Source organism: Planctobacterium sp. AWH2_060 (assembly GCF_056158425.1).
In genome coordinates this window covers 1965264-1984053 of sequence record NZ_JBSWTG010000001.1, presented here as the reverse complement: position 1 = coordinate 1984053, position 18790 = coordinate 1965264, and the positions used below count along the sequence as shown (strand labels likewise).

12 protein-coding genes are annotated in these 18790 nt (G+C 46.5%); 5 read left to right on the top strand and 7 right to left on the bottom strand.

Translation table 11 applies throughout. The features are described 5' to 3' along the window. The first annotated feature begins 103 nt into the window (after positions 1–103). Complete coding sequence (gene fabB, locus ACXAD8_RS08410) at positions 104–1318, top strand: beta-ketoacyl-ACP synthase I (RefSeq protein ID WP_475227221.1); 1215 nt, start codon at positions 104–106, stop codon at positions 1316–1318. Positions 1319–1374: 56 nt separating this feature from the next. Here fabB and ACXAD8_RS08405 read toward each other — a convergent pair whose 3' ends face one another. The 6 genes from ACXAD8_RS08405 to ACXAD8_RS08380 all read right to left on the bottom strand — a co-directional run bounded on the left by ACXAD8_RS08405 (position 1375) and on the right by ACXAD8_RS08380 (position 12705). Continuing rightward, positions 1375–2628, bottom strand: coding sequence for a DUF418 domain-containing protein (locus ACXAD8_RS08405; protein WP_475227218.1), 1254 nt, complete (start codon positions 2626–2628; stop codon positions 1375–1377). Between the two features lie 33 nt (positions 2629–2661). Further along, the gene (locus ACXAD8_RS08400; protein WP_475227216.1) at positions 2662–3999 is read right to left on the bottom strand and encodes a GH1 family beta-glucosidase; all 1338 of its coding nucleotides are present in this window, start codon (positions 3997–3999) and stop codon (positions 2662–2664) included. A gap of 86 nt (positions 4000–4085) precedes the next feature. After that, complete coding sequence (locus tag ACXAD8_RS08395; protein WP_475227214.1) at positions 4086–5075, bottom strand: hypothetical protein; 990 nt, start codon at positions 5073–5075, stop codon at positions 4086–4088. A 10-nt stretch (positions 5076–5085) separates the two neighbouring features. After that, a complete protein-coding gene (locus ACXAD8_RS08390; protein WP_475227212.1) occupies positions 5086–9171 on the bottom strand; it encodes a PKD domain-containing protein in 4086 nt (1361 codons plus the stop codon). 58 nt (positions 9172–9229) lie between these two features. Next, the gene (locus tag ACXAD8_RS08385) at positions 9230–11818 is read right to left on the bottom strand and encodes a YHYH protein (protein ID WP_475227209.1); all 2589 of its coding nucleotides are present in this window, start codon (positions 11816–11818) and stop codon (positions 9230–9232) included. Between the two features lie 209 nt (positions 11819–12027). Next, on the bottom strand, positions 12028–12705 hold the full coding sequence (locus ACXAD8_RS08380) for a Crp/Fnr family transcriptional regulator (protein ID WP_475227207.1): 678 nt from the start codon (positions 12703–12705) through the stop codon (positions 12028–12030). A 91-nt stretch (positions 12706–12796) separates the two neighbouring features. Between ACXAD8_RS08380 and ACXAD8_RS08375 the strand changes: the two genes are divergently transcribed. Beyond that, a complete protein-coding gene (locus tag ACXAD8_RS08375) occupies positions 12797–13678 on the top strand; it encodes an alpha/beta fold hydrolase (protein ID WP_475227205.1) in 882 nt (293 codons plus the stop codon). A gap of 14 nt (positions 13679–13692) precedes the next feature. On the opposite strand, the gene ACXAD8_RS08370 is transcribed toward ACXAD8_RS08375, so the two are convergent. Next, positions 13693–13815 (bottom strand): hypothetical protein, encoded by a 123-nt coding sequence (locus tag ACXAD8_RS08370; protein ID WP_475227202.1) that lies wholly within the window; start codon positions 13813–13815, stop codon positions 13693–13695. A gap of 232 nt (positions 13816–14047) precedes the next feature. Here ACXAD8_RS08370 and ACXAD8_RS08365 point away from each other — a divergent pair, with 232 nt between their 5' ends. The 3 genes from ACXAD8_RS08365 (at position 14048) to ACXAD8_RS08355 (ending at position 18340) form a co-directional block, all read left to right on the top strand. Next, the gene (locus tag ACXAD8_RS08365) at positions 14048–16039 is read left to right on the top strand and encodes an alpha-amylase (protein ID WP_475227200.1); all 1992 of its coding nucleotides are present in this window, start codon (positions 14048–14050) and stop codon (positions 16037–16039) included. A 113-nt stretch (positions 16040–16152) separates the two neighbouring features. Then, positions 16153–17289, top strand: a complete 1137-nt coding sequence (locus ACXAD8_RS08360; protein ID WP_475227198.1) for a 4-phosphoerythronate dehydrogenase — start codon at positions 16153–16155, stop codon at positions 17287–17289. Between the two features lie 34 nt (positions 17290–17323). After that, complete coding sequence (locus ACXAD8_RS08355) at positions 17324–18340, top strand: aspartate-semialdehyde dehydrogenase (RefSeq protein ID WP_475227195.1); 1017 nt, start codon at positions 17324–17326, stop codon at positions 18338–18340. Positions 18341–18790: the final 450 nt, after the last annotated feature.

The window sequence follows — 18790 nt, the reverse complement described above, 5'->3', positions numbered from 1 at the left end:
ATCTTAAAAATTTTTAAGCGTACACTTGTACACTAAAGAGCAGACCAGTTACACTTGTTATCCGCATTACAATAGCGCAACTTTCCAATTAACAGGTAAAAATATGAAAAGAGCGGTAATCACCGGTTTTGGTATCGTATCCAGCATTGGTAACAATAAGCAGGAAGTTTTAAATTCATTGAAAGAAGGTCGCTCTGGTATTTCGACGGCTCAGGAATTCAAAGATCTCAACCTGCGCAGTCATGTCTGGGGCGATATTAATATTGATGTAAAAGAGCATATTGATCGCAAAACGCTTCGATTCATGGGAGACGCCGCTGCGTATGCTTATATCGCTATGCAGGAAGCCATTGAAGACTCCAAACTCACCGAAGAAATGGTGTCCAATGTGCGCACAGGTTTGATTGCCGGCTCAGGTGGCGCATCTTCTGCTAATCAGGTACTGGCTGCCGATATTTTACGTGAAAAAGGCGTAAAACGCGTGGGACCTTACATGGTAACCAAGACCATGAGCAGCACGGTTTCAGCCTGTCTGGCCACACCCTTTAAAATCAAAGGGGTTAACTACTCATTAAGCTCCGCTTGTGCTACCAGTGCTCACTGTATTGGTGCTGCATTAGAGCAAATTCAGTTAGGCAAGCAGGATATAGTGTTTGCCGGTGGTGGCGAAGAAGTGCACTGGACTCTGGCCATGGAATTTGACGCCATGGGCGCATTGTCTACCAAATACAACGATACCCCTGAAAAGGCGTCTCGTACCTATGATGCCAATCGCGACGGATTTGTTATCTCTGGTGGTGGCAGCATGGTTGTGGTGGAAGAGCTGGAACATGCTTTGGCTCGCGGAGCTAAGATCTATGCAGAAATCACAGGTTATGGCGCTACCTCGGATGGTTACGATATGGTGGCACCTTCTGGTGAAGGCGCATTGCGTTGTATGCAGCAAGCTTTGTCTACTGTAGACGGTGATATTGATTATCTGAACACCCATGGTACTTCAACACCGGTTGGTGACGTGAAAGAGCTGGAAGCCATTCAGACTGTCTTCGCGGGTAAATCACCAGCTATCAGTGCCACAAAGGCCATGACAGGTCACGCACTAGGAGCTGCTGGCTCTAATGAAGCAATTTATTCATTGTTAATGATGGAGCATGGTTTTATTGCGCCTTCTATTAACATTGAAGAGCTGGACGAAAAGGCTCAGGGCTTGGATATCGTTACTGAAACGCGTCAGGCAGATCTGGCTCGTGTTATGAGTAACAGCTTCGGTTTTGGCGGGACCAATAGCACTCTGGTATTTGAAAAGTATCCGGGATAATCTGACCTAATATTATTGAATGCAGGGCATTGGCCCTGCATTTTTTTAAATGACGGTCAGTTTCTGAAGGGCTGCACTTTCCGATAGGTCAGGCTGCGCCATGCCCATTCCAGTGGACCAAATCGATAGTACTTTAACCACAGTGGTGCCAGCCACAATTGCAACAACCACATGGCGAAAACCATTAACAGTTGTTGCCAGCGCTCGGTTTCGCCAAATAATCCAACACCATAGCCATAAAATAATGTGGTAAACACCAGGGTGTGCAGAATGTAATTGCTAAAAGCCGTTTTCCCGATTGCGGCCAGATGATTTTGAAGTGCCTTAAACCATGCAAATTTAACCGCTAACATTACTCCACTGGCGTAACAAAGCGCCAAAAAAACACTGCCCCAAAAGTTAAACTGACTGCCGATAAACATGCTGTATTCCAGTGAAAAGGCATTGGCCAGATTGTTCTTTACTCCCAATACCACCAATACCAGTCCAATGGCAACGCCCGCAAAGAGGAGTTTGGCATAGTTCGCAGTTTGCCACTTGAGATGGAAAAATCCGGATTTATACAGTGCCATACCCAATAACATCATGGCTGAGGCACGCCACAAAAAATAGGTAAAAAATACATAGGTTTGCATAAACAGAGTTTCTTCGGCGCGAAACGCGAATGCTGCTGCATAGCTGCCAAGATAGGCTGATATCTCTTCTTGCAATTCCGGTTGTCCGGGGGCCCAGGCTTCCATCATGCCGCTTTTAGCCTCGGCGGGAAAATCACTCAGACTTACTCCTACCAACAGTGAATAACCGCTACTAATCAACATGAACAGAAACGCCACCACCAGTAAGGTGGTGACCGATTTGTTGCGCAACAGATAAACCAGAAAACCGCATAAGGCGTAGCTTACCAGGATATCGCCATACCAAAATAAATAGGCGTGCAACAGGCCAAATACCAGTAACCAGAAGGTGCGCTGATAGTGCAGTCGGGCAGGGGATGAGTTTTTGGCTTCGGCTTTATCGCAAAACAATAAAATCCCGGCACCAAACAGCATCGAAAACAGGGACATAAATTTCTGGTCGGCAAACACATGAGTTGCAGACCAGACTGCAAAGTTGATTCCCGATAAATCTCCCCAGGCTGTAGGGTTCAGATAAGCGGCACCCGGCATGGCGAAAGATTGAATGTTCACCAGCAAAATGCCCAGCAAAGCAAAGCCACGGAGGACATCCATGGCAACTATTCGTTGTTGATTTGTGTTCATGGCTAGAGGTTTTTGTAATTTAGTCAGCTTATTCTGGCTGATACTATTCATATTTACATGTGCCAAAAGTCATAAAAGTGAATATCAGAGTGGTTTTTTAATGCGCTCCTGGTACCAATAGCCAGAGTCCTTGATGGTGCGTTTCAGTGATTGATAATCAACGTGCACTAAACCGAATCGTCGATCATATCCCAGTGCCCATTCAAAATTGTCCATGATGGACCAGACGAAATAGCCCTCGATAGCGACACCTTCAGCCCGGGCTTTTAACAGCGCATCGGTATATTGTTTTAACAGGATAATACGCTGTGGATCCTGCACTCGCCCCGTATCGTCCACCCAGTCGTGATTGGCCATGCCATTTTCAGTGATGACGACGGGAACCTTGTAGCGTTCGTGAAAAAATTTGCTGGCCCAATACAAACTATCCGGCACTACGTGCCAGTCCATACTGGTGAACCGATCGCCTTGCAAAGGCAGCACGGTGTGTGTTTCGCCATGTTGCTGGGAAGCGATGGTCTCGGCGGTGTAAATATTGGCACCATAGAAGTCCAGAGGCTGACAAATGATGTTCATGTCTTCCGGACCAAAATCGGGAAGGTATTGTTGATGTAGGGTTAATCCGTCCTCCGGGTATTGACCCAAAAACATCGGGTCGGCAAACCAGGTATTGTTCCAGCAATCCTGTTGCTTGATGGCAAAAGTCGCTTGTTTGGCCGCGGCAATGCAATGTTCAGTAGGCCGGTTTGGTACATAGACATGACCTACCGGTGCTGCACCTATTTTGCTTTCTTTTTTACTGTGGCTCCTGATGCATTGCACTGCTTTGCCATGGGCTTTTAATGCATTGTGCGCGGCACAGAGCACTTCTTTAAAGCCGAGTTTTAGCCCAGGTGCGTGGTAGCCAGTGTGGTGCCCAAAGTGAATAAAGCACTGAGGCTCATTGAGGGTCATCCAGTGACTGACCCGATCAGAAAGCTTTTCGACAATAACTTGGGTGTACTCGGCAAACCAGTCTGAACTGTCAGGGTTTAACCAGCCACCCCGTAAGAACAACTGATAGGGGTAATCCCAATGGAATAATGTGACCCAGGGAGCAATGTTGTTGGCCAGCAGGGTATCCACCAGACGGTCATAAAAGTCCAGGCCGCTTTGGTTAATTTTCCCGGTGCCATCTGGAAGTACTCGTGGCCAGCTAACCGAAAACCGGTACGCCTGAAGGCCAATGTCCGCCATCAAAGCAACATCCTGTTCCATCAACTCTATGTGGTTGCAGGCGTTATTGCCATTGTGCCCGTTTCGCACCTTTCCCGGTTGTTGACAGAACATGTCCCAGACACACCGACCACGTCCTTGTCCATTTGAGGAACCTTCGATTTGAAAACTGGCGGCCGCAGCGCCCCAGGTGAATGAGTTAGCCATTCAGTCAACACCTTAAATATGGATTGCGAAAGTATAGAGCGACTTTATGGCAATTTAGTTAAAAACCCCCGTTGTGGGTAAGAGTGTCACTTGACCCAGCTAAACTTCCAGAAATGGCGACCTGATATTAGTGGAGTAGTATTGCCTGATTCGGGATGGAATAGTTGTATGCCGTGATCGTCGACAATTCCGATGCTATTGCCATCCGCGGTGATATCTATCCCTCTGACTTCCTGAGACTGCCACAACAATTGAGCTTGCCTAAAGTCAGTAGCGTTTAACGGCAGTTGCCATAGAAAATAATCCTGATGCTGACTACCTGGGTGTGCAAAGGCTCGGCTCAGGCCGGGTATACCGGTGAACAGAGATGCTTCTGTGGAAAGAAAATATAATGATTTTTGGCTTTCACTGATAACAGGGAAGTGCAATTTCAGGGGCTTAGAATTCACCTGAAATAGTATTGGATTGGTTTGGCTTTGCGATTGAATAGCCAACTGGGTTTGCTGGTTAGTTTGCTGTTGCCACAGCAAAAACTGACCTGTTTCAGAAATGGCGGGATGCGAAGCCTGATTGGCGATGAGCTGGGATTCTCCGGTTTTAATATCGAACAGCTTTAAGTTCAGATCTTTTGAGGCTCTTTGTTCGGCCTTGTCGATTTTGGCAGAAACAAAATAAATCTGATCCTGTGCTGCATTATAAATCGGGTCAAAAAACCAGGTCTTGGTGTCGTCATCCGTTAACACTGGCGTGAGCCGCACCGTCGCTTTTTTACCCGGTTTAAGCGTGTACTCTAGTCGCCATATTCCCTGTTGTCCGGTTCTTGATGGGGCATAGGCTAATAATAATTCTGGGCGTCCCTTGGCGTGACTAAATTGGAATAGCTGGCTGCCCCGCTTTAAACGATACAGGGTTTGTAGTTTGCCCTGCGCATCGCTGTATTTAATTCGGGGGCCATCAGGACTCGCTTCCAGCACAATGAATGGGGCTGCGGCATTCGCCTTTGCCATAAAGGCAGAGGCGAATAGCATAGTCAGGAGACCAGAAATAATAGGGTTTAACATCCCTGTTTTTAGCATATATGTTTCCTTAATTACTGGCTTCAGACAGTTCTGGAGCAGGGTAGTTGGGCAAATACAACACATTACCGCTCAGGCAGGTAGGTAATGGCGCCAATCCTTCAGAATTAGCGGTATCAGCAGAAATGGCATGATAGTGGTAAATACCATCCGGGAACTCCTGTGTGACGCCGCTATGACCGTTGCACTCATCCAGACTATCATCAGAATCATATCCGGATTCACCATAAATCGGGAAGCCATCAGCCATAAAACCAATCGCCTGAGCGTGACCGTTGGTGTCATCTGCTTCGTTGTCAAAGTCGGGCAGACACCCTGCAGCACGAGCGGCAGTGGCGGTGTGCTCATCCACCTGATCCCGGTTTACATTGGTGGGATCGCCGTGATAGTGATAAGGGCCGCCCAGGTAACTGGCATTGCCGTTACAATCATCCAGTACTTCCCAGTCAGAGTCGTAGGTATTCAATACCGCATAACCTTCACCACTTGGGGAGTCTTCGTTGGGATGGGCAAAGGTACCTCCTGTAATTGCCATACCACTGTGATCTTCGTCAGCAATTGCCGTGGTTGATGAGGCAATCGTTGGGTTGAGTGAAAACAAGAATACCCGGTTGTTTGCGTCCAGCGCATAGCAGCCGGTATCTGGACCGCCCTGTGGGTCATCAAAGCAGACATTCTGAATATCATTGTTGTCGGAAGTTGAATCGTCATAGTCGTATTGGCTGGGGATACCATTGCTCTGCAGTAACGCGGTGTCATTACTGCCATCAAAATCCCAGTCAATCAGTCCAACATACACGTATGGACGCGCTTCAGCGGTACTGGTTGCTGAGAATCGATTGGCGGCAAAGGCTGTTGCCAGGGTTAAAGCATCAACGGTTGTTTCGGTGCTTTCTACCGTAATTTCTGAATCAATTGCACGCTTATCCGAATCTGATAACTCTGGTGAGTGGTATTCCGGAACAAACCAGACATGACCGCTCAGGCATTCCGGCAACGGCGGGACTTCATTGCGGGAACCCGTGCCATTGGCAGTAACGGCGTCATAATTCAAAGCGTGGTAGTGATAAATGCCGTTTGGATATTCACCTGTTGCAGAGAAATGTCCGTTACACTCATCTATTGGATTGCTGCTATCAATATTATAACCATCTGTACCATAGATAGGGAAACCGTCAGCCATGTAACCAATCAGAGGCGCATGTCCTGTGTCTTCATCAACCAGCAATTCATAATCAGGCAAGCATTGAGATGCTTCAGTGGCGCTGATCGTGTGCTCATTAGTGCCATCATTAATCGGGTAGGTGGGATCACCGTGATAATGGTACGGTGCGCCTTGATAACCTGAATGACCATTGCAATCGTCAAGTACTTCCCAGCCTTCGTCATAGACGTTGGTAATGGCGTAACCGGCATTGTCTTCTGGCGATGGTGCAGTCGGTAATTCGAAAGTGGCACCGGATATTGCCATACCGGAGTGCTGATCTGAACTGATGTTTGTGATGGAATTGGCCAATTCTGGCTCTACGGGGATAACAAAGGCCCGGACACTGGCTTCAATAGGATAACAACCGCCGCTGTCAGCTTCGTCGGGTCCATTGTTAGGGTCGTCGAAACAGGTATCGCTGATATTGTCGGCATCCGAGGTGGTGTAATCATAGTCATAAGTAAAGGGGACACCATTGGATTGCAACAGAGCTGCATCGTTGCCACCGTCACTGTCGTGATCAATAAAATCCACCATTACATAAGGTCTGGCAGCGACAATTTCATCGGCTGACGCAGCGAAGCGTTCAGCGTCAAAACTGTTAGTCAGGATGGATTCGTTGTCTGTTTCAGAGACGGCTTCCTGGGTAGCAGTAACAGTCACACTATCAGAATCGCTGTCTTCACCGTCGGAAACAGTCAATAAAACCACATAACTGCCCTCGGCATCGGCAGTAAAACTGGCGTTCACATTGTTGCTGTTACTGATTGATGCCGCACTGTTAGCGGGTTTACTGCTAAAACTCCAGCTATAAGAGAGGCTGTCATCATCACTGTCGGAACTGCCACTGCCATTTAGCGCCACTACATCATTGACATTGACCGCCTGATCACTGCCTGCATTAGCAACCGGAGCAACATTCACGGCTGAGGCAGTAATGGTTACTGTGTCAGCTTCGCTATCCTCTGTTCCATCGTTGACGGTAAGAGAAACCACATAATCACCTGCTACCTGAGGGGTGAAGGAGGGCGTCGCTGTCTCAGCATTGCTGAGGCTGAGATCACTATCACCCGGAAAACTGACAAATTGCCAGTTATAAGTAAGCGTATCACCATCTGAATCAGAGCTGCCTGAACCATCCAGAGAAACTAAGTCTCCGACGCTGACAGATTGATCAGCGCCGGCATCCGCAACCGGCGTGCTATTAGTAATAACTGATTCAGCTAAGATGGTAACGGTATCAGCTGTACTGTCTTCGGTTCCATCATTGACGATAAGCTGTAGAGTGTAACTGCCCGCCAAATCGGCGGTAAATTTGGGGGATTGGATATTGGTTCTGCCCAGTGTTGCAGCACTACCTTCTGGCAAGGTCACAAATGACCAGGTATAGGTCAGGCTGTTGCCATCAGCATCGAAACTGCCGGAGCCATCCAGTTCAACCCGTGTTCCCGCGGAGACAGTTTGATCTTCACCGGCATCAGCCACAGGCGCTGTATTACTGTTACTGGTTTCTGCGGTAATTCTGACTCTGTCCGCAGCACTGTCATCAGTACCGTCATTCACTACAAGTGAAATGATATAGTTACCATCCAGATCGGCCGTAAAGGTTGGACTGACAGTGTCACTGTTATTCAATGTTGCTGAGCTACCGTCAGGTGCTGAGCGCAGGGTCCAACTGTAAGTGAGCGTATCACCATCATCATCGCTACTAGCGCTGCCATCTAATGTCACTTGAGAGCCGGTGTTGACCGTTTGGTTTTCGCCGGCGTTGGCATCGGGGATGTTGTTATTGTCATCGCCATTGGCGTTAGTATCATCGAGTTTTTCCATTACCTGATCGGTACTGGCATTAATGGGGATATCACCCGATTTAGCGCCAAAACTGACGGTTTCACTATCGTCTTCGTCTTCAGTTTGAACTGCTGAACGACCCGGTGTATCCGGGAAAACATTAGGATTGTAAATAATAAAGGTCTGATCACCTGCCCGGCGGATTGCTAATTCGGCCTTGCCGTCACCGTTGTAGTCTGCGGGTACCGGAATATCTTCTGGGTGTAAGCCAAACTCAATTTCCGTGATTGAACCATCAATACTACTGCGAATATACCAGGTAAAATTTTCCGGATTGCGGTAGGCAATATCGGTTATACCGTCGCCATCATAGTCAGCAGGCACCGGAATATCGGTTTCATCGCTAGAAAATTTGATACGTTGGATGCCATCTTCTCGGCTGGAATTGGTGTTATCGCCACTGCTGTTAAGAATATACCAATAGCCATTAGACGAGCGCTTTACTGCGATGTCTGCTTTGCCGTCACCATCAAAATCACCTTTTACAGGCACATCATCAGCATTTTTGCCAAAAACAACGCGTTGTATACCGTCCTCTTTGCTTGAATTGAAGTTGCTACCACTGGAGTTCTTGATATACCAGGTAAAGGTGGAAGGGCGGCGCACGGCAAAATCGGCGATACCGTCACCATCATAGTCAGCGGGTACCGGAATATCATTGGCGCTTCTGCCAAAGGTAACCCGTTGAATACCATCCTCTTTGACCGAGTTGGTGTTGTCTCCAGAGGAGTTCAGTACATACCAGGTGTAGTTACTTTGACGGCGTACCGCAAAATCGGTGATGCCGTCACCGTCATAATCCGCCGGAACTGGTATGTCAGAATTAGACAGACCGAATCGGGTGCGCTGAATTCCGTCGCCACGCTCTGAATTAAAATCCAGAGATCCAGAGTTTTTTACATACCAATACTGGGTATCAGGTCGTCGCACGGCGACATCTGCTTTGCCATCACCGTCATAGTCAAACTCGGTGGCTGCGCACTGAGCTGAGATTAACAGGCCAATGATCCCTGACAGGATTATTTTAGCTGGTTTCATTGTTGTTCCTTTGCATTATTTTAAAAGCAAAGGGGAGCTTTGCTCCCCAATTTATTATTTAGTGTCTGTGAGCTTTTCCATTGGGCTCATGGCGATGCAGGAGATTCTTCAGTGCTCGTCCACCAGTCTTACTAAAAGACGAATTTGGCGTGCCTTTGTAACACCGAAGTACCCATGGGTAACTGTCTGTAAGGTAATAACCATACTGGCCATCGACTTCCATACCATTACATTCGTCAAGGTCACCACTGCCGACAGAGTATTCCCAATCGCCGGTAAATTGACCGTCATATTGCGAGCTGGCGACGGCTCCCTGGCCTGCTACGGGGGTGGTGTAACCTGCTACATCTTGTCGTTCACCAGATTTCAGTACATAACTGGGGACCGCCTTGCGAACCGAGCCGTTATCGCTAAAGCAAGGGCCGTAAACTGGAAATCCATCTGCTGCGAAGCCGATAACAGGAGATGCCACGCCCGAGGTTTCACAATCCAGATCGTACATGGCTAACGGATCGCCATGATAATGATAGGTTCCATCGGGTTGCGAATGGGCGTTGTGCTCATCGGTACCAAACACGTTCAAAGAGGACATGGGATCATAACGCCAAGGATTGTCTATCTGGCTATCGTTACAGCCTATCTTTTCTTCACCCAAAGGCTCGTTACCCACGCCGTAACAAGCAGCAGCCAATAAATCAATGAGTACACCATTGAGGGTTATGGCATTACTGGTGGTTAGCGAGAGTTCTGTAACGCTATTGGCAAATGCCGGATTGCGGCTAATAGTGTAATCGCCATTTTGCTCCGATACCTTGGTGGCAAAATTACCACTAGCGTTAAAATCGTGATTTGGGATCTCATTCACTACCAAATCACAGCTGTTAGTCGCGGCACTGATAACCACGCTATTGGTAAAATCGGCCGACTCTTTTACGTCGGTGACTTCTGCGTAGTAGGTACCTGCATAATCGGCACAGTCACCACTGCGGTTAACAAATTCAATATCTTTTATGTCGGTGTTGTCGTTAATGGCAGTAATCACTACATCGTCAGTGCTGGAGTCTGTGCCATCACTAACCGTCAACTGGATTTCATAACTACCTGCTACATCGGGCGTAAGGGTAGGGCTATCCGAGGCTCTTCGTCTTAATGAGGCTGTGCTACTGGCGGGTTGACTGGAAATGCTCCAGCTATAGCTTAGGGAGTCGCCATCAGCATCAGAGCTGCCACTTCCTGATAAAGTTACCTGTTCATTCACCGATACCTGTTGGTCTGCGCCAGCGTTAGCCACTGGAGGAGTGTTTTCTAACACAATATCTTCAACAGTGATGGTCACTGAATCTGCTGTGCTGCTATCAGTACCATCACTGACAATCAAGGATAGCTCAAAGTTACCACTGACATCGGCTGTAAAGGTGGGGGAGATCGAAGTATAGCTACTTAGTGCCGCAGTGCTGCCTTCAGGCATAGTGTTAAAGGACCAGTTGTAGGTTAAATCATCACCATCCACATCGCTACTATTGGCGCCGCTGAGCTGCACTAAATCACCCACATTTACTGTCTGGTCACTACCAGCATCTGCCACGGGGGCTGTATTGCTTTGTTGCTCGGAATTTACCGCGTTTAACTTGGCGATAATCTCTGTAATGGGGGCATTGGCTGGAATATCGTCTTCTTGCTTGCCAAAGTTAATGCGCTGAATCTCACCGTCTGATGAGTTGAGAATATAGAAGTACTGATTGCTACTGCGTCTTACTGCAATATCGGCTGCGCCATCCCCGTCGTAATCGGCAGGCACTGGAATATCTGCTTCATCAAGCCCTAAGGTAAATTCCCGCACCTCGCCATCGCTGGAATAGCGTATATACCAAGTAAAAGTGGAAGGCCGTCGCACCGCTATGTCAGTGATTCCGTCATTGTCATAATCGGCTGGAACTGGAATATCGCCTTCTTCTCCCAAGGTTAGTCTTTGAATACCATCTTCCTGGGTTGAATTGTAGTTACTGCCACTGGAGTTTTTGATATACCAGGTGCTGTTTGACGCCCGCCATACCGCGACATCGGCAATTTCATCTTCATCGTAAAAGCCTGGTACCGGTACATCTTCACTATTGCGGCCAAAAGTAACCCGCTGAATACCATCTTCTTTTTCAGAGTTAAAATTACTGCCACTGGAGTTTTTGATATACCAAGTGAAATTGGAAGGCCTGCGAACAGCAAAATCAGCTATGCCATCGCCATCATAGTCTGCAGGAACAGGTATATCATCCGAGTTTCTGCCAAAGGTTACCCTTTGAATACCATCTTCCTGGGATGAGTTGGTATTGTCTCCCGATGAGTTTCTGACGTACCAGGTGTAAGTGGATGGACGACGTACAGCAAAATCCGTAATTCCGTCCCCATCGTAATCCGCGGGTACCGGAATATCCGCTTCATTTTTACCAAACTGAGTTCGCTGAATACCGTCTTGATTCCCAGAATTGAAATTCTGATCGTCAGAGTTTTGCACATACCACATAAAGTTACTGCTGCGACGGACGGCAACATCGGCAATGTTGTCGCCATCATAGTCATATTGCGTGGCTGAAATTGAGCTGGATATCGCTGCCTGAATAGCGGCAACTAACATAAGTCGTTTGGCTAACATATTTTTACAGTACCTGTTTTAAATCATTCTCATGGCCGTCAATCGGTGGGTATCGGAGACATCCCACAGGTAATTCAACGGAAAAAGCACTCGAAGGTTGACGTGTTATTTACATCTATAAACAGGTAAAGCATAGCAAAGGAAATGCGCTAGAAATGTGCAAACTCTGAGGATTTGTGATCTATTCTGAATAAAGGAGTTACAAGCCCTCATTTAGCTTCATTGTGCAAATAAAACTGCAATTTTTCATGGTTGAAAGAGATTTTATTGTAGGCAAGCTGGATCAAATTTTCTGACTGCAATTCATTCAGCCAGCGATTAACTGATTGCCGGGTGGTATTAAGCATCAACGCAAGCGACTCCTGGGATACTTCCAAGGGCTCGTTTTTACTGTTTGATTGCTGCAAATGCAGAAGTCGTTTAACCAGTTGTAGCTTGATGGGCAAGGTTCGGGCTTCGTCAACCAATTCAAATAACAACCTGATACGTTCACAAAATAAAGGGATAAAGTATTGATAAAGCTCAGGGTGCTTGGTGCAAATCAGGGGGAAGTCTTTGTGTGCAATAACAGTTAGTTCGGCTGCCTCATCTACGGTAGCACTGTGAGTGCGGGGTAGGTTATCAAAACTGGAAATTTCACCGAACCATTCACCAGCCGTGAGCCAGGTTAAAACCACCTCTTTGCCATCAGGAGTAAAATTACTGATGCGAATTTTACCCTTATTGATAAAAAACAGGCCGTTAGGAGCCTGACCTTTACAGTGGATCACCGAATGTACGCTGAAGTGTTTTATCCTGGCCACAGAAATCAATGCCTGTTGGCAGTCTGCTGGCAAGCCTGAGAACCAAGGATTTTGGGCTAATGTCTCGCGAATGTTGGTGGTCAATTAATCTTCCCTTCAGAGTGTCAGGTTAACGACAGTATTACTGTGATTTAATGAGCTATAGTGATTTTAAGATTAGCTCTAAGGACTCGCAATGCCCTTGCCAACATTAGAACAATACCAACAAACAGCACAGTTTATCCAGATAGATGGCTTTAACTATGCCTACTGGCAATCGGAACAGAAAAAAAAGCCTGCACTTCTCTTTATTCATGGTTTCCCCAGTGCGAGTTGGGACTGGCATTTTCAGTGGCAGGCACTTAAAGAAGATTATCATTTGATTGCCATGGATATGCTGGGATTCGGTTTGTCTGATAAGCCATCGCCTTATCGATATAGCATTGCCCAGCAAGCTTTAAGCTTGTGCCAATTGCTGGCACATTTGCAGATTTCCGGTTGCCATATCGTGGCCCATGATTACGGTAACTCGGTGGCGCAGGAGTTGCTGACGCTTACTCATAAAAACACAGTCGATGTGAATATTTATTCATTAACTTTTCTCAACGGCGGTTTGTTTAGTGAGAGCCACAGGCCATTGTTAACCCAAACCCTGTTGAAAAGTAAACTGGGGCCCTGGTTGGTACCATTGCTCAATAAAAACAGTCTGGAAAAAAGTTTTATCAAAATCTTTGGGCGCGACACACCACCATCAAAGCAGGATATAGAAATACTCTGGCAACTTTTGCAGCATAAGGATGGGGTTAAGGCAATGCCTCACATTTTGCAATACATTGACGAGCGTAAACAACGTAGAAATGACTGGGTAACTGCGATGCAAAATACAGCCAGCCCAATGTATTTTATCAACGGGGCTTATGATCCCATTTCAGGGGAGCATATGCGTCAGCGCTTTAGTCAATTATTGCCCGCGTGTCCTACAACTTCATTACCGGTAGGACACTATCCTCAAATTGAAGCACCAGAAAAGGTGACACAGTTGTTGCAAGATTTTCTGTGGAAAATAATCAACAAATAGTGGGTTTCAATGAATTAAAGATTGCTGTTGGTATTGTGCATGATCAAATAGACATAGTAACCACACAACGCCACCACTACGCTAAGACCTAACAGAGAACCCCAGGCCACCGGATCGTTGAACAATAAATCTAACATAATGTTTCTCCCATTTGTTTTACAGATATAGTTTATCTGAGGAGATGTCTGGACTTTCTGATCTGGATCAACAAACTCGCCTATCTTTAAGATTATGACGTCCGAGAGTTTACTTGATTTCACGCATACGTATGCAGCGACTTTTGCATACGTATTCAATTGGAACTTTATTTACCTTGATGCCAGGTTGTTAATCGTGTGTTAATAAAATGTAACAATAACTGGAGGGTATATGAACGCAATCAAAACGGCTCTGGCACTTGGAGTCGCTTCAACTATAACGGCTAATGCAGCCAATGCAGATACGACATTTGTGCATCTATTTGAATGGAGCTGGTCAGATGTAGCGACAGAGTGTGAAACCTTTTTGGGACCTAAAGGTTATTCAGCGGTACAGGTATCGCCACCTAATGAACATATTCAGGGTGGTCAATGGTGGACCCGATATCAACCGGTAAGTTATCAGCTTCAAAGCCGCGGTGGTTCAGAAGCAGAGTTTATAGACATGGTAAACCGTTGTAATGCTCAAGGCGTGGGCATTTATGTGGATGCGGTGATCAACCACATGGCCGCCGGTAGCGGCACCGGGGTCGCTGGCAGCAGTTACGGCAATAAACAATTTCCAAATTATGGCCCACAAGACTTTCACGCCACTTGTACGATTAATCCGGAAGATTACGGTAATGACCGCTGGCGTGTTCAAAACTGTGAATTAGTGGGATTACCCGATCTGGACACCAGCGATGGCTATGTACAGGATACATTGGCTGGATATCTTAACTATCTGACCGGTCTGGGGGTTTCTGGTTTTCGCTTTGATGCTTCCAAACATATGTCAGTGGGAGATATTCAGGGTGTTTTATCTAAAGTAAACGGCTCTCCTTTGGTGTTTCAGGAAGTAATCGATCAAGGCGGCGAAGCTATATCAGCCTCTGAATACACTGGAACGGGCCTGGTTACCGAATTTAAATACAGTACCCAATTAGGTAATACCTTCCGCAATGGTCAGCTGTCCTGGTTAAGTAATTTTGGTGAAGCCTGGGGATTTTTGCCCAGTTATCAGGCGGTGGTATTTGTGGATAACCACGACAATCAACGTGGCCATGGTGGTGCCGGTAATGTCATTACCTTTGAAGATGGCAGACTATACGATTTAGCTAATGTATTTATGTTGGCCTGGCCCTATGGTTATCCCAAGGTGATGTCCAGCTATGATTTCCATGGCGATACCGATGCAGGCGGTCCATCAGTGCCAGTGCACAACAATGGCAATCTGGAGTGTTATGGTAGTAACTGGAAGTGTGAGCATCGCTGGAGTTACATTGCCGGTGGTGTGGATTTTCGCAACAATGTTAATGATAACTGGGTAACTACTGACTGGTGGGATAATGGTAATAACCAGATTGCTTTTGGTCGAGGAAATTCTGGCCATGTGGCAATCAACAAAGAAGGTTACAGCATGAGCGCCACCATCAATACTCAAATGGACCCAGGCGTGTATTGTAACGTGTTAAAAGGCGAGTTGTCTCAGGATAGCAGTAGCTGTTCCGGAGAAACCATTACCGTCAATGGCGATGGTACTATCAATACTAATGTTGCGGCCTGGGATGCTTTTGCCATTCACAAAAACGCTAAGATTACACAGGGCAACAATGGCGACTGGCAACGCACCGTGATCTTTATTGGGGCGCAAACGCAAAGTGGTCAGGATATGTTTATTCGCGGTGGCATCGACCACGACTATGCCAACAATACTTTAGGGCGTAACTGCCAGACTAATAATTTTGAATGTGCTATGTCGATCACTCACAACAATTTGCGTAACAGCACCACTGCGCCATGGAAAGCGAACGAATCTTATCTGGATTGGTATGGTGTCGAAGCCGGACAGAATAGCTATGCCGAAGGTACAGCGATGGATTGGACTACTGATGTTTGGCCTTCTTCATGGGGAGCAGTTAAAACAGTCGCCGTGGACGGTTTTGGCGAAGAGCCTTTGAACACCTGGGGACAGCACTACTGGATGCTGGACGTACAAATGGATTGTAGTAACAGTGTTAATGGTTGGTTTGAAGTGAAAGCTTATGTGAAAAATGGTCAGGGTTGGGAAAATAATATTCAACAATCCGGCACACCATACAGTAGCAATAACCACTTCGCGCAATGCGGCAAAATTAATAAGTTCGATTTCAACAGTAACAGTGTCGAGATCCTGAACTTCTAGTCCCGCCAATAACCCAGACAACTTAATGTACGGCGTTGCCAATTAGGTTGTTTGGGTTTTTTCCTGTCTCGCGTCATGCGATAATTTTTGTTTTTACAAAGCAGAAATCCCCAGTGAAAATATTTTGTGAAGATACGCTGACCTATGGGGAAGCGTTTTTCGATGATGTGGCTGATGTCACCTGGTTTTCAGGAAACCAACTGAGTGCTGAGCAACTAACAGAGGCTGAAGCCCTGTTTATTCGCTCAACCACCAAAGTTACCTCCGATTTATTGCAACAGGCTAAAAAGCTGCGCCTGGTGGCCACGGCAACGGCAGGCACCGATCATATGGATCTTGAACTTCTGAAAAGTCGCGGCATTGAGGCTTATTCCGCGGCAGGTTGCAATGCCATCGCCGTAGCTGAGTACGTGATAGCCGGAATTTTGTCTCTCGCAGCAAAACACAGCATGTCATTAAGCGGAAAAAAACTGGGGATCGTAGGGGCCGGTCATGTGGGCAGCGCACTTGCTGAACGGGCTGTGCATCTGGGCTTTGAAGTTTTGTTATGTGATCCGCCATTACAGGCTGCTGGCGATCTTCGTCCCATGGTGGCACTGGCGGAAATTCTTGACTGTGATGTGATCAGTTTACACACCCCATTGGTAACAACTGGACGTTGGCCTACATTGCATATGTTCAATGAAGCGGTATTGGCTTCGTTAAAACCTCACCAGATTTTAGTCAATGCTTGCCGCGGTGAAGTGGTGGATAATCAGGCGTTGCAGCAATTATTGCACCAAGGAAAACCTTTTTTTAGTGTCTTTGATGTCTGGGAAAACGAGCCGTCTATAGATTTTAAGCTGGCTCAAAAAACGGACTTTGCCACACAGCATATTGCAGGGCATACCCTGGAAGGAAAGGTGCGTGGTACTGATATGATTTATAACTTTGCGGCGCAGCGATTTAACTGGCCAGCAAAGAGCATGTGGGACTATTTGCCTGAGGTTTCTTTTGATGGCAAATCGGAACTGCAATTGTCTGAAGCCGACGGCAGTAAGGAAGCTTGTTTTAATAATCTGGTCTCACAGGTTTATGACATTGAAACTGATACAGCAAATTTCAGAAGCAAGGTTCATGATGATGAATCTTTCAGATATAGCCGAAAGCACTATGGTATTCGAAGAGAATTTTCCAGTGTGCAAGTAAATACTGGAAATTCTTTGCTGACACAGGCAATCTACGGACTTGGTTTTAAACTGGCCGAATAAGCGGCCTGAACAACATAACTGGAGTAAAAAATAAATGTCTCGCGCATTTGATGTTGCCGTTTTAGGCGCCACCGGTCTGGTGGGCAAAAACATGATTGAGATTCTCGAAGAACGCGGATTTCCAATCAATAATCTTTATCCCCTGGCCAGTGCACGCAGTGCCGGTAGTACCATTACATTTAAGGGCGAAGAGATTACGGTGCAAGATGCGGACACATTTGATTGGACGCAGGTACAAATTGGCTTCTTTTCTGCGGGTGGTAGCATTTCCGCAAAGTATGCACCTATTGCGGCAGAGCAAGGCTGTGTGGTTATTGATAACACTTCACATTTCCGTTACGAGCCAGACATTCCCTTGGTGGTGCCGGAAGTCAATCCACATGCTATCGCTGATTTCAGAAACCGCAATATTATTGCGAACCCCAACTGTTCTACAATTGGCATGCTGGTGGCGTTAAAACCCATCCATGATCAATTTGGTATTACCCGAATCAATGTTGCTACCTATCAGTCGGTTTCAGGAGCTGGTAAGTCGGCTATGGATGAGCTGGCAAAGCAGACCGCTGATTTATTAAATGGTCGCGAAGTAAAGGTAGAGAACTTCAGCCGTCAGATTGCATTTAACAGTATCCCGCAAATTGATGTCTTCCTGGATAATGATTACACCAAGGAAGAAATGAAAATGAGCTGGGAAACTCAAAAAATTATGGGTGATGAAAGCATTCTGGTTAACGCAACGGCCGTGCGAGTGCCGGTGTTTTATGGACATGGTGAAGCGGTACACCTTGAAACGCAACAACCCATGGACGTTGAGCAAGCCAAAGCGGTCTTGCGTGAAGCCCCTGGCGTGGTATTGCTCGAAAACCGTGAAGACTTTCCGACTCAGGTGGGAAATGCCAGTGGCAAAGATGAGGTGTTTGTTGGCCGTGTGCGTCAGGATATTACCCATCCCAATGGACTTAACCTGTGGGTTGTTTCGGACAACGTGCGTAAAGGTGCAGCCACCAACAGTATCCAGATTGCAGAAGTCTTAATCAGGGACTATTTGTAATTCTTATAAGGGCCAGTTGTCCCGGCTGGCCTTCTTCGTTTTTCATAATCCTGCTTTTTCCGTTTCCGCAACTACTTATTTTATTTAAGTTTTTTTCGCCACCGCCGATGACTTGCAATAACTGGCATTAAATCTGATTTTTGCTGTCCTCACCAAATGAATACTGTATTATCGGTGAAGTGTAATCAGTAACTGATCTCCGTTGGGGATTGGCTTGCTCGTTGTATCTGGTTTATAGTTAGGTATGAGTCTTGCAGTCTCATGCCGGTTAACCAAGTCTTTGGCATAAGTCATAGAACAAACAACAAAAAATTGACGAATATTATAAAATCAAGACGGCAAAGTACCTAAGTGCGTATATTATATTCAGGATACAAATCTAACTTCAGGACAGGCGGGCAGCAAAAGGCTCGAAATGCCCGTCACTGCGTCAACATAATTACTTTTCTT